This is a genomic window from Microtetraspora glauca, from assembly GCF_040656155.1.
Classification (GTDB): Bacteria; Actinomycetota; Actinomycetes; order Streptosporangiales; family Streptosporangiaceae; genus Microtetraspora; species Microtetraspora glauca.
Genome location: NZ_JBFALK010000010.1, coordinates 278762 through 291117, shown reverse-complemented (window position 1 = coordinate 291117; position 12356 = coordinate 278762). Strand labels below are relative to the sequence as shown.

The window sequence follows — 12356 nt, the reverse complement described above, 5'->3', positions numbered from 1 at the left end:
GGGCATGTCGCCCAGGCCGTCGGGGATCGGCTGCCGTTCGATATTCACACCGCAACGCTAACAACCACCACCGACAAAAACGCCCTCCGAACGGCACCGACAAAAACGCCGCCCAAACTGCCCGCGCAAAGCACGGGAAAGTGTTTAGATGGAATCACAGCTCTCCCATCCCAGAAACCACTCAAATGCGGCATTTTCAGAATTGCCTGGAGTTACGCTTCGCTCGGGTTGTTCGCCGGAGCCCGCAGGTGTGGCGAGAGCCGTGGCGGAGAGCCGTAGAGCCGCCCTGCGGCGCGGGGTGAGACCGCGACGAGGAGGTGTCCGTGGTCGCCGCCGTGGGGAACGCGTGCTGCGGGCAACAGCGGTGGCGCTCGTAGCAGTTGGGGTGAAAGGTCACTGAGCGCCGCGGTGAAGGGCCCAGCCTGGAGAGGCCACCCCCCGGCCTGTCGTGCGGGTGATGTGCTGAGGGCCCTGCCCGAACTGGCCGTGGTGGTGCTGGCTGCGGTGGTGACGGCCGTGCCCGAACTGGCCCTGGTGGTGCTGGCTGCGGTGGTGACGGCCGTGCCCGAGCTGGCCCTGGTGGCTGGTGGACATGCCGGCACTGGCTGCGGTGGCGAAGCGTGCAGCAGGGCGGCTGGGGTGAAGGGCATGCGTGCTGCGTGGGCGCGAGTCACCGCCGAGGCAAGGCCGGTGCGAGTCGGCGGAGGTGCTACCCGCGGATCTGATGGGAGATCACGACGTCTATGGGAGGTCACGACGTCTGATCGGAGGTCACGACGTCTGATCGGAGGCCCCGAGGGGGAACGTGTGCGTCGTACAGACGACCGAGAAGATCGTTGAGGCGCCTGCGGTCACGCCCGTCGAGCGCTCTCAGAAAGTCGTCCTGCCTCACAGTCGCGGCCGCGGCCAGCGTGTCGACGAGAGCGACTCCGTCGGCCGTGAGGGCGACGATCCGGCGGCGGCGGTCCTCTGGATCGCTCCGCCGTTCGATCAGCCCTCGATCGGCGAGAGCGTCCAGCACCGCCACGATGTTGCGGGCGTCCACCGCGATCAGTTGCGCGAGACGCCGCTGCCCCTGTGGGCCCTGTTCCCCCAGGACCACCAGCACCGTGTACTGGCTCTGGGTCAGCCCGTGGGCGGCCAGGAAGGCGGCCCATGAGCGGGCGGCCAGGGCGCCCAGCCGGGACAACAGGAAGCCCGTTCCATGCTCGTACTCCGGCGGACCGTCGATGCTGGTCATGACACGCACACTACTAGATAGACATGATTCATGTCGTCTGGTAGACATAAATCATGTCTATTGCACTGCGCCACTCAGACGTTGCCGTAGGCGAGTACTCCCTGCACGTCGTCGAGGCCGGAGACCCACGGGGCCGGCCGTACCTCTTCCTGCACGGATGGCCGCAATCCTGGCGAGCGTGGAAGGCCGTGATGGCTGTCGCCGCACCGCACGCCAGGGCCCTCGCCGTCGATCTGCCCGGCGTCGGCGAGTCGACCGGGCCCGCGACCGGCGGCTCCAAGCACCGCCTGGCCGCCATAGTCCATGATCTGATCTCGGCCCTTGACCTCGACGACCTCACACTGGTCGGCCACGACGCCGGAGGGATGATCGCCTACGCCTGCCTGCGCCGGTACGCCGACATCGCCCGTGTCGTGATCATGAACACGGTGATCCCGGGTGTCGCCCCGTGGGCCGAAGTACTGCGGAATCCCTACATCTGGCATTTCGGGCTGCACGCGATACCGGACCTGCCCGAGACGCTGGTGCGAGACCGCCAGGCCGAGTACTTCGACTACTTCTACAGCGCGTTGTCGGTAGACCCGGCGAAGATCACCCCGGAGGCCCGAGCCACCTACGTCGGCGCCTACGGTACAGACTCCGCCCTGACCGCCGGGTTCGACTTCTATCGGGCCTTCGCCGAGGACGCTCAGGACAACGCGGCCTCCAGCGGCGTTCCCGTGGATACCCCTGTGCTCTACCTCCGCGGAGAGGGCGAGGGCGGCGACCTGGCCGCCTACGCCTCGGGGTTCCGCGACGCCGGTGTCAAGGACCTCACCACAGCTCTCATCCCCGGTGTCGGGCACTTCGCCCAGGAAGAGTCGCCGACCGCGGTATGGCGCCTGATCAGCGACTTCTCCCGCCGCTGACCGCCGCTGACCGTCGACCGCCGCTGACCGTCGACCGCCGCCGACCGCAGCACCCCATGACCACGGGGTGGCCGCGCCGCCTGGAGTCGCACCTGGGGCACAGTTCCGGCGCGGAAGCTCAGGAGGACAGCCGGAGGGCCTCGGCGGCTACGGCGTGGCGCAGGTCGCGGATCCCCGGCCGACCACGGACCGGGTGGACATTGTTGGTCAGCAGGACGACCGTCAGCGCCCGTACCGGGTCGATGACGATGGACGTCCCGGTGAACCCCGAATGGCCGTACGCGCGGCCGAGGGGTCCGACGATGGCCGGGTCGCCGATCCGGACGCCGAGCCCGTGGTCGAACGCCGCGCCGGCCACGCCCTGGTCACGGGTCATCTCCGCCACGGTGTCCGGGCGCAGGATCGGCCCGCCCCCGGTGCGCAGGGTCTCCCCGAAGCGGACCAGGTCGTCCGCCGTGGAGAACAGCCCGGCGTGCCCGGCGATCCCGCCGAGGCCGTACGCGGTCTCGTCGTGGACCTCGCCCCTGATGCAGCCGGGGCCGGGGCGATCGGCCTGGTACTCGGTCGCGACGACGCGCGGGAGCAGCGCGGCCGGGGGGCGGTAGCAGGTGCTCGCCAGGCCGAGCGGCCCGATGACACGGGTGCGTACGAGCTCGTCGAGGGGAGCTCCCCCGGCGATCTCGGCCACCCGGCCCGCCGTCACCATGCCGACGTCGGAGTAGACGTACCGCTCCCCGAGGGGGTGGTCCGGCGGCGTGGTGAGGATCAGCTGCATCCGCTCGGCGTACGCGGCGGGGCCGTCACCGGGGATCTCCTCGTGGGCGCGGCGGCTCGGCGGCAGGCCCGCCGTGTGGGTGAGCAGGTGCCGCAGCGTGACCTCGCGGTGGCCGCCGTAGGACGCGGGCAGCCACGCCGTGACGGGTTCGTCCAGCCCGAGGTGTCCGTCCTCCACCAGCGACAGGATGGCCGCGGTGGTGAACAGCTTGGTGATCGAGGCGAGGTCGAAGATCGAGTCGCGGCGGGCGGGCGGACGTTCGTCCAGGAGCGCCTCCGTAGCTCCTGAATAACGTACGGCCTCGCCCGCCGCGGCCGCGGCGACGACGGTCCCCTCCACGGCGATCACGGCGACCGCCGCCGAACAGGCGGCCGGTACCGCCGCCTCCAGAATCCCGGGCAGCGCCGGATCCGGATCGTCAGGCACCGACCACTCCGGACGCGGCTCGACGCGCCGCTTCCAGGCGGTCGCCGTTGGCCTCTAGGAGCGCCCTGGCGTCGTCGGCCCCGAGGTCGTGCTCGATCATCAGTACGGCGGCCTTGACCTGCCAGTCGGCCGCCTCCAGGGCGGCCTGGGCGGTGTCCAGGCCGGCACCGGTGATGTCGCCGACCATGCGGGCGGCCCGGTCGGCGAGCTTGGAGTTCGCCGCGGACACCTCGATCATGGAGTTCCCGTAGGTCCGGCCGAGCCGCACCATCGCGATCGTGGAGATCATGTTCAGGACCAGCTTCGTCGCGGTCCCGGCCTTGAGGCGGGTCGATCCGGTCACGATCTCCGGACCGACGATCACCTCGATCGGATGCGCGGACGCCCCCGACAACGGGGATCCCTGGTTGCAGGACAGCCCCACGGTCAGCGCACCGCTGCCGGCGGCCTCTCCGAGCGCACCGAGCACGTACGGTGCCCGGCCGCTGGCGGAGACCCCCACGACGGAGTCGAGCGGGCCGACGTCCTTGGCACGGAGGGCGGCCGCGCCGGCGGCGGAGTCGTCCTCCGCCCCCTCGACCGAGCGGGTCAGCGCGGGCACGCCGCCCGCGATGATGCCCTGGACGAGTTCGGGGTCGGTGCCGAAGGTCGGCGGGCATTCGGACGCGTCGAGCACGGCCAGCCGGCCCGAGGTCCCCGCACCCACGTAGAACAGGCGTCCCCCCTTCTCCATTCGGGCGACGATCGCGTCTATGGCGGCCGAGATCTCCGGGATCGCCACGGCGACCGCCGCGGGTACCCGGGCGTCGGCCGAGTTCATGAGTCTGGCGACCTGTTCTGTCGGAAGCCGATCGATCTCGCTGTAGCGAGGATCGCTCTGCTCCGTGGACAGGCCTGCGAGTGGATCAATCATCTCGTTCCATGTCGCTAATTTTCACCTGATGGTTCCATTATGCAAAAATTCTTCGGAGAATGGGATCATGTCACATGTACGAACCGGCGCCGAGCGGCTCGCGGGCGATCCCGATCTCCTGCGTGGAGGCCGGATCGGCCTCGTCACCAACCCCACCGGGGTTCTTCCCGATCTGACGCCGACCGCCACGGCGCTGCTGGCGGCGGGCGTGCCGCTGACCACCCTGTTCGGACCCGAGCACGGGATCCGCGGCACGGCGCAGGCGGGCTTCAGTGAGGACTCGGGCCAGGATCCGGCGACCGGGCTGCCGGTCCTCAACACGTACGGCAGGCACGGCGCCGCCCTGGACGCGCTGGTGGCGTCCTCGGGCGTGGACACGCTCGTCTTCGACATCGCCGACGTGGGGACGCGCTTCTACACGTTCGTGTGGACGATGCACGACCTCATGGCGTCGGCGGCCCGGCTGGGGCTGCGCTTCGCCGTACTGGACCGGCCCAACCCGCTCGGCGGCACCCGCGCCGAGGGACCGCTTCTCGACCCCTCCTGCGCGAGCTTCGTGGGCCGGGCGGCCATCCCGATACGGCACGGCCTGACCATGGGCGAGCTGGCGCTCCTCTTCAACGAGTCGATCGGCGCCGACCTGACCGTGATCACGGCGGAGGGCTGGCGCCGGAGGATGCGCTTCGCGGCCACCGGCCTGCCCTGGATCATGCCGTCGGTGAACATGCCGACCCCCGAGACCGCGCTGGCCTACCCGGGCACCGGGCTGTTCGAGGGCACGACCGCGTCCGAGGGCCGGGGCACCACGCGACCGTTCGAGCTGGTCGGCGCGCCCTGGCTCGACGGCAGGTTCGCCGTGGAGCTGAACCGCCTCGGCCTGCCGGGCGTGCGGTTCCGCGACACCTGGTTCACCCCGGCGTACGACAAGCACGCCGGGACGGCGGTGCACGGCGTCCAGCTCCACGTGCACGATCCGGAGGCGTTCCGGCCCGTGCTGACCGGGGTGTCGATGCTGCACCTGTTCCGGTCGCAGCACCCCGGCGAGTTCGTCTGGACGGCCGCGGACCTCACCGGCACCGACACCCGGAGCGGGCGGCACTTCGTGGACCTCCTGTGGGGTTCCACGTCGCTGCGGGACCGGCTGGACGCCGGGGAGGACCCCCGCGACCTGTGCCCCTCCCCCTGCCACCCCGAGTCGTGGCTGAACGGCGGGAAGCTTCTCTACCCGTGACATCCGGCCGTCACCGCAGGTCCCGGCGGTAGAGCCAGAAGACGCGCTCCGCCCTGGCGCCGACCGCGCCGGAGTAGAACCGGAGCGGCCCCACCCAGGAGATCTGGGCGTTCGTCAGGCCCGCCGCGCGCATCTCGGCCAGGCACCGGCGCAGCAGCACGCCGCCGACGCCGAGCCCGCGCGCGGCGGGTGCGGTGCCCATCGGCCCGAACCAGGCCGGCCTGGCGCCCCACGCGGCGAAGGCGATGATCTCCCCGTCGCGGGACGCGTAGTGGCAGCCGGTGGCCTGCTCGGCCTCCCACGCCCAGTTCTCGTTCCAGTGCTCGCGGATGAACGCCGCCACGGCGGCCCGCTCGCCCGGCTCGGCCGCGTGTACGGCGACGCCCTTTCCGGCCAGCCGCTCCACGTCGTCCGCCGTGGGGTGACCGCCGGACAGGTCGGCCGTCATGTTCCAGGCGACGCTTTCGCGCTGGTAGCCGAGGGACTCGGCCAGGCAGGCGGCGGCGGTGTAGCGCACGTCGATGCCCGGCCAGGCGTAGGACGGCGGGTTCCCGGCGAAGCGCACAGTGGTGACGCCTTCGGCGCGCAGCCACTCCTCGGCCGCGGCGACCAGAGCACGTCCGCGCCCCTCGCCCCGGGCGTCCGGATGTACGGCGAGCAGGTCCACGTGCCCGGAGCTCGGATCGCGCGTGGACACCGAGGCGAGGACGACCCCGTCGAGGCCGGCCGTCGCCAGCGCGGTCCAGCGGCGGTCCGCGGGTGGTGTGGCGAGCCGGGCGACCAGCAGCGGCGCCTCGGCGGCGTCGTAGGTGAGCGCGGCGGAGGCGAGCTCGCCGAGCGCCTCGATGTCGGCCGACGCCTCCCGGATCCCCGCCGTCACAGCTGGACCGCCGGTGTGGCGACGACGCTGCGGCGCTGCGGGTGGAAGCAGGCGTGCTCCTGGAGCGTCCCGCCGTCGTGACCGAGGACGGGCAGCTCCGAGACGCACCGCTCGGTGCGGAACGGGCAGCGCGCCGCGAACAGGCAGGCGGCGTCCTGCTGGGACGGGTCGACGGCCTCGGTCGGCACCACGCGCTCCTCGCCCGGGACCTCCAGGCCGTGCAGCACCGGGATGGCCGACAGCAGCGACTGCGTGTACGGGTGCACCGGGTCGGCGATGACCGTCTCCACCGGGCCGCGTTCGACGACCTGGCCCCGGTAGATGACGTACAGCTCGCCGTCCAGGCCGATGTAGCGCGCGGTCGCGACGTCGTGCGTGATGAACAGCACGCTCACGCCGAGCCGGTCGCGCAGGTCCTTGAGCAGGGCGAGGATGCCGAGGCGCAGGGACACGTCGATCATCGACGTGGCCTCGTCGGCGACGAGCATGTCGGGGTCGACGGTGAGCGCGCGGGCGATGACCACCCGCTGGCGCATGCCGCCGGAAAGCTGGTGCGGGTAGCGCGGCAGCACGTAGCCCGGGTCGAGCCCGACGAGGCTGAGCAGCTCCTCCGCCCGCTCTTCCATCCACGCCCGCGAACGGCCGGTCTGCTTGGCCCGCAGGGAGAGGGGCGCGTCCAGCGTCTGATGGATCGTCCGCGCCGGGTTCAGCGCGGAGTACGGGTCCTGGTGGATGAGCTGGATCCGGCGGAAGTGCGGCTGGCGGCTCTTCTGCCGGAGCGACGACATCGGGACGCCGTCGATGACGATCTCGCCGGAGTCGTAGCTCTCCAGGCCGGCGAGGATGCGGCCCAGGGTGGTCTTGCCGCAGCCGGACTCGCCGATGAACGAGACCGCCCCGCCCTTCTCGATGGTGAAGTCGACGCCGCGCAGCGCCTTCACCTCGCGGCCGCCGAGCATGCCGCCCCGCTGCCGGAAGGTCTTGGTGATGCCCTTCCCCGTGATCACGCCTGCTCCTCCCCTGTCGTGGGCGTGTCCCCGACGCCCGCCGTGACGGTCTGCCGTTCCTTGGCCGGTTCTGTCACCGCCTCCGGTCCCATGTCCGCGGCGTGGCAGGCGACGATGCGCGGGCCCTGGGTGAGCACGGGCGGCTCCCCGGTCTCGCACACGTCCATGCGCACCGCGCACCGCTCACGGAAGACGCACCCGTCGGCCGGGATCGTGCCCAGCGTCGGGGGGCGGCCGGGCAGCGCCCTGGCCTCGTCGATGTCGCCGACCAGGCGCGGGATGGCCTGCAGCAGGCCCCGGGTGTACGGGTGACGGGGGTCGCCCAGCACCTCCCTGGTCGGGCCCTGCTCGACCACGCGACCGCCGTACATCACGGCGAGCCGATCGGCGACCTCGGCGACGACGCCGAGGTCGTGCGTGATGACGAGCGTGGTGAGCCCGCGCTCCTCGTGCACCTCGCGGATGATCCGCAGGATCGTGGCCTGGGTGATCATGTCGAGCGCGGTCGTGGGCTCGTCGAGGACGACGAGGTGGGCGTTGAGCACCAGCGCCAGCATGATGCCGACCCGCTGGCGCATGCCCCCGGACAGCTCGTGCTGGTGGGAGTCGAGAACGCGCGCCCCGTCCATGCCCATCCGGTCGAGCAGGCTTCTCGCCTCCTTGACCAGGCCGGGAAGGTCCTCGACGTCGTGCGAGCGGCCCAGGTCGAGCAGCTGCTTGCCGACGGTCTTCAGCGGGTTCAGGGAGCTCTGCGCCGCCTGGAAGACGTACCCGACGTGCCGCCCGCGGGCGCGCCGCAGGTCGTCGCCGCCGAGCGCGACGACGTCGCCGAGCCCGTCGATCTCCACGCTGCCCGCGCTGATCCTGCCGGGCGGCTGCACGGCGTTGAGCAGCGACAGCGCCAGAGTGGACTTGCCGGAGCCGGACTCGCCGACCACTCCGGTGATCGTCCCGGGCACGAGCTCCAGATCGATGCCGCGGACGGCGGGCAGCTCGCCCGCCGGGGTGCGGTAGACGACGGACAGGTCACTGATGCGGACGCCCGGCGCCCTCTTGTCAGAAGTCACGGACACCGGTCACTCCTCACGCAGACGGGGGTTGAAGATCTCGTCCATGGCGTCGACGACGAGCACGATGCCCAAAGTGAGCAGCAGGATCGCCAGCAGCGGCGCCAGAAGGTACGGCAGGGCGGCGGTCGTGGTCAGCGCGCCGCCCCCGAACACGGCGAGGTTGAGCATCACGCCCCAGTTGTTGGCCTCGAACGGCAGGACGCCGAGGAAGAAGAGGCCCACCTGCGCGTAGACGGCTCCGGTCACCGCGATGAGCATGTTCATCGCGATGTACGGGGCCATGCTCGGCAGCAGCTCCTTGCCGATGATGTGGGTCGTGGACAGGCCGAGTCCCCTGGCCGCCTCCACGAAGCCGCGCTCGCGCAGGGACAGGGTCTGCGCGCGTACGGCGCGGGCCACGCCGCCCCAGCCGAGCAGGCCGAGCACGAGGCCCATCTCGATGGCGCTGGTGAACTTCCAGATCGTGGACAGCACCAGCAGCAGCGGCAGGCCGGGGATCGTCAGCTTCATGTCGGTGATCCGCATGAGGACGCTGTCCCAGCGGCCGCGCCTGAACCCGGCGAACAGTCCGATGCCCGCGCCGAGCACGACCGTGATCACCGCGGTGACCAGGCCGGTCAGCAGGACGTACCGCGACCCGGTGACGACGAGGGCGAGCACGTCGGTGCCCTCGAAGTCCGTGCCGAACGGGTGCGCCCAGCTCGGCGCCGCATAGAGCGCCGAGGTGTCGCGCGGCAGCCGCTCCGGGTAGAGCATCGGCCCGAAGATTCCCATGAACGCGAACCCGGCCATGATGACCACGCCGACCATCCGGCTGGGCTTGCGCTTCATGACGCGCCAGACGCCGCGCCAGAAGTTGCGGCGCAGGGTCGCCGAGGCGGTACGCGCCTCGGGCATGATCGTGGTGGCGGTCATGCGGCCTCACCTCCGCTTCTGACCCGGGGGTCGATGACGGTGTACAGCAGGTCCGCCGCGATGTTCGCGATGATGATCGCCACCGTGATGAGCAGGAACGCGCCGCCCATCAGGGCGTAGTCGCGTCCGGTGATGCTGTCGATGAGCATCAACCCGAGACCCGGATAGTTGAAGATCCGCTCGATGAAGATGGCACCGCCGAACAGCAGGCCCAGCGACAGCGCGAGGATCGTGAACAGCGGCAGGATCGCGTTGCGCGCGATGTACCTGAAGATGATCGAGCGCTTCATCCCGCGCAGCTCGGCGGCGAGGATGAAGTCGTCGCCGAGCACGGTGACGACGCTCGACTTCATGGCCAGGATCCAGCCGCCGTAGCTCGCCAGCGCGTACGTCACGACGGGCAGGGTGGCGTGCTGGACCAGCGAGCCGATGTAGCCGGCGTTGAATCCCGGCTCGAACATGATGTCGGCCGTTCCTCCCGCGGGGAGGATGGGGATCAGCGTGGTGAAGATCGCCCCCAGCAGGAGCGCCAGCACGTACTGCGGCACGCCGTGCAGCAGCGATCCGGAGATCGCGAGCAGGTCGCCGAGCTTGCCCTGGCGCTTGATGGCGGCGTAGACCCCCAGGATGATGCCGACCAGGAAGCTCAGCAGGGTCCCGGCGAGCACCGGGATCAGCGTCCACTTGGCCGCGGACATGAGCACCGTCGACACGCCCGTGCCGGGCACGGTCAGCGACTGGCCGAGGTCGAGCCGGGCCAGTCCCTTCATGTAGTCGAGGTACTGCTCCCACATGCTGCCCGTGGGCATGAACCCGTACAGGACGTTGACCGCCTGCTGGGCCGCCTCGGGCGACATGCCCTGCTCGACGAGCTTCTCGTACTTGGCCGCCATGGGGTCACCGGGAATGTTCCTGATGATCAGGAAGCTGATCGTGGTGACCACCAGGATCATGACGAGCCCGCGGGCCAGGTGGCCCGCGAGTCGTCGTGCGACAGCGATTACCCCGGAACGTCCCGGGACCCCGATGAGCGTCATGAACCTACTTCTTCTTGATCATTCCGAGCTGGATCCACACACCGGAGGTCTCCCGGAGCAGGTCGCTCTCGTTCTCCGGGAAGCCGGTGAACCGGTTCGTGTTGACGAACTGGGTGTTGACGTAGTCCCACAGCTGGATAACGGGCAGGTCCTGGTTGGCCGCCTTGGCGAGCTGGCTGACGATCTGCTTCTGCTCGGCCTCGGGCGCGGAGTTCAGCTTGCCGGTGAGCTCGCCGGGGTTGACCTTCCCGACACCCTCGACGTCGATGGTCTCGGGGCTGCCCATCCAGTTGCCGTCCTTGCCCGGGGCGGAGTGCTTGATCTTGCCGCCGAGGTTGGTCCAACCGTTCGAGGCGCCGTAGAGGCGCTGGTAGATGTTGTACGGCGCGGGGCCGAGGGCCACGAGCCAGAAGCCGACGTCGTACTTGCCCGCCGACAGCTCCTCAAGGTAGAGCGGGTAGTCGGCGGTGGTGAGCACCTCGGCGCTCACGCCGGCCTCGTTGAGCTGGCTGGTCACGGCCTTGGCCGCGGACACCCAGTCGGAGAACGGCGCGGGCACGTTGATCGTGAACTTCCACGGCTTCCCGTCGGGGAGCGTCCACTTTCCGCCGGTCTTCTTCAGACCGGCTTCCTTGAACTCCTTCTCCGCCTTGGCGACGTCGAGCTTGTACGGCTCGAGCTGGCTGAGTTCGCCGCCCAGCCACGCCTCCGCGGGCTTCTGGTGGATGCCCGTGGTGGTCAGCGCCGGAGTTCCGCCCTCGGGAGAGGCGATCTTCGTGACCTCGTCCCTGTTGACCAGGTAGGCGAGACCCCTGCGCACGTGGACGTTGTCGTAGGGCTTCTTCGACTGGTTGAAGGCCATCGCGACCGAGACGGGCGAGAAGCCCTTGACGACCGCGTTGCCAGGCGTCTGTCCGATCCGCTTCATCACGTCGGCGGGAACAGCGGTGAACGGCGCGTTATCGAGCTTACCCGAAATCAGGTAGTTCCAGATCTGCTCGTTACCGGTGTAGTTGAGCAGCTTGACCTGGTCGGGGCCGACGTTGGCCGCGTTGTAGAAGTTCTTGTTCTTGACGAGGAGCGCCTCGCCCGGGTTCATCCGCTCGAGCGTGTACGGCCCGGCGGAGACGTCCTTGGCCGGGGCGAAGGCGAGCACCTTCTCCGACAGGGCGGTGATTTCGGCGCGGGCCTTCTCGGCCTCGGCACCCTCACCGCGGGAGGCCTTGAGCTTGTCCCAGAAGTCGGCGGGGACCGCGTCCTTCCAGATGTGCGCCGGGACGACGAAGCTGTCCATTACGCCACGGACGAACGTGACGCTGGGGTTGCTCATGTCCTGCGAGATCTTGACCGTGTGGTCGTCGACGATCTCGACTTCGGAGGCCGCTCCCGCGGCGCCCGGCGTGATCGCGAAGGCGGTGCTGCCCTGCGTGTAAGCGAGGGCGATGGAGAGCTTGACGTCCTCGGCGGTGACGGGCTTGCCGTCGGACCACTTGTTGTTCGGCTGCAGGTGCAGCGTGATCGAGGAGTTGTCGGGCGCGATGTCCCAGCTCGCGGCGATGCCGGGATAGAACTGGTTCGGATCGGTCAGGTGGTTCTTCTTCCACCCGAGCTTCATCGCGTTGTACCCCTGGAACATGTTGCCCTTGGGGTTCCAGGGGTTGATCGGCCCGTTGACGTCAAGGCCGGGCTTCAGACCGTCGATCGTGGTGTAGACGCCACCACCGGACGCCGACTTGCCACCCGTGCTGGTGCTGCTGCACGCCGTCGCGGTGACGGCGGCAAGGCTGAGCAACGACACTACCGCTGCTACACGCTTCATGGACCGCTCCGTGGGGGTCTTTATATCTGGGCTGGACAGGCGGAACTTTTTCCGGACTTTATGGTGAAGATGCGATGACGTCAATTATCTCCACAAGACGTGAAGCTTCTGTAACTTTCCTTCATCGAGTCACAC

At 69.7% G+C, this 12356-nt stretch carries 12 protein-coding genes; 2 read left to right on the top strand and 10 right to left on the bottom strand.

Translation table 11 applies throughout. The annotated features are described in order from the left end of the window. Nucleotides 1-393: 393 nt before the first annotated feature. Both AB0I59_RS20330 and AB0I59_RS20325 read right to left on the bottom strand, forming a co-directional pair. Nucleotides 394-594 carry a hypothetical protein gene (locus tag AB0I59_RS20330; protein ID WP_358134817.1) on the bottom strand — a complete coding sequence of 67 codons (201 nt, stop codon included), beginning with the start codon at nucleotides 592-594 and terminating at the stop codon, nucleotides 394-396. Between the two features lie 157 nt (nucleotides 595-751). After that, nucleotides 752-1240 carry a MarR family winged helix-turn-helix transcriptional regulator gene (locus AB0I59_RS20325; RefSeq protein ID WP_358134814.1) on the bottom strand — a complete coding sequence of 163 codons (489 nt, stop codon included), beginning with the start codon at nucleotides 1238-1240 and terminating at the stop codon, nucleotides 752-754. 53 nt (nucleotides 1241-1293) lie between these two features. On the opposite strand from AB0I59_RS20325, the gene AB0I59_RS20320 reads away from it, so the two are divergent. Beyond that, a complete protein-coding gene (locus AB0I59_RS20320; RefSeq protein ID WP_063818999.1) occupies nucleotides 1294-2148 on the top strand; it encodes an alpha/beta fold hydrolase in 855 nt (284 codons plus the stop codon). 118 nt (nucleotides 2149-2266) lie between these two features. On the opposite strand, the gene AB0I59_RS20315 is transcribed toward AB0I59_RS20320, so the two are convergent. Then, nucleotides 2267-3349 carry a serine hydrolase domain-containing protein gene (locus AB0I59_RS20315; protein ID WP_358134811.1) on the bottom strand — a complete coding sequence of 361 codons (1083 nt, stop codon included), beginning with the start codon at nucleotides 3347-3349 and terminating at the stop codon, nucleotides 2267-2269. Then, nucleotides 3342-4262 (bottom strand): N-acetylmuramic acid 6-phosphate etherase, encoded by a 921-nt coding sequence (murQ, locus tag AB0I59_RS20310; RefSeq protein ID WP_061261210.1) that lies wholly within the window; start codon nucleotides 4260-4262, stop codon nucleotides 3342-3344. Before murQ ends, AB0I59_RS20315 begins: the two co-directional genes overlap by 8 nt. A gap of 67 nt (nucleotides 4263-4329) precedes the next feature. Here murQ and AB0I59_RS20305 point away from each other — a divergent pair, with 67 nt between their 5' ends. Beyond that, a complete protein-coding gene (locus AB0I59_RS20305; RefSeq protein WP_082777611.1) occupies nucleotides 4330-5493 on the top strand; it encodes an exo-beta-N-acetylmuramidase NamZ family protein in 1164 nt (387 codons plus the stop codon). A gap of 10 nt (nucleotides 5494-5503) precedes the next feature. Here AB0I59_RS20305 and AB0I59_RS20300 read toward each other — a convergent pair whose 3' ends face one another. From AB0I59_RS20300 to AB0I59_RS20275, 6 genes are read right to left on the bottom strand one after another with little or no spacing between them, the layout of a single operon-like run. Next, entirely contained in the window at nucleotides 5504-6373 is an 870-nt protein-coding gene (locus tag AB0I59_RS20300; RefSeq protein ID WP_358134806.1) for a GNAT family N-acetyltransferase, read from the bottom strand. Then, nucleotides 6370-7380, bottom strand: a complete 1011-nt coding sequence (locus AB0I59_RS20295) for an ABC transporter ATP-binding protein (RefSeq protein WP_358134803.1) — start codon at nucleotides 7378-7380, stop codon at nucleotides 6370-6372. Before AB0I59_RS20295 ends, AB0I59_RS20300 begins: the two co-directional genes overlap by 4 nt. Continuing rightward, nucleotides 7377-8447 (bottom strand): ABC transporter ATP-binding protein, encoded by a 1071-nt coding sequence (locus AB0I59_RS20290; protein ID WP_358134800.1) that lies wholly within the window; start codon nucleotides 8445-8447, stop codon nucleotides 7377-7379. The genes AB0I59_RS20295 and AB0I59_RS20290 overlap by 4 nt, the downstream gene beginning before the upstream one ends. 9 nt (nucleotides 8448-8456) lie before the next feature. Then, entirely contained in the window at nucleotides 8457-9365 is a 909-nt protein-coding gene (locus AB0I59_RS20285; protein WP_061261205.1) for an ABC transporter permease, read from the bottom strand. After that, a complete protein-coding gene (locus AB0I59_RS20280; RefSeq protein WP_061261204.1) occupies nucleotides 9362-10402 on the bottom strand; it encodes an ABC transporter permease in 1041 nt (346 codons plus the stop codon). The genes AB0I59_RS20285 and AB0I59_RS20280 overlap by 4 nt, the downstream gene beginning before the upstream one ends. Before the next feature lie 4 nt (nucleotides 10403-10406). After that, the gene (locus AB0I59_RS20275; RefSeq protein WP_061261203.1) at nucleotides 10407-12221 is read right to left on the bottom strand and encodes an ABC transporter substrate-binding protein; all 1815 of its coding nucleotides are present in this window, start codon (nucleotides 12219-12221) and stop codon (nucleotides 10407-10409) included. Nucleotides 12222-12356 lie beyond the last annotated feature (135 nt).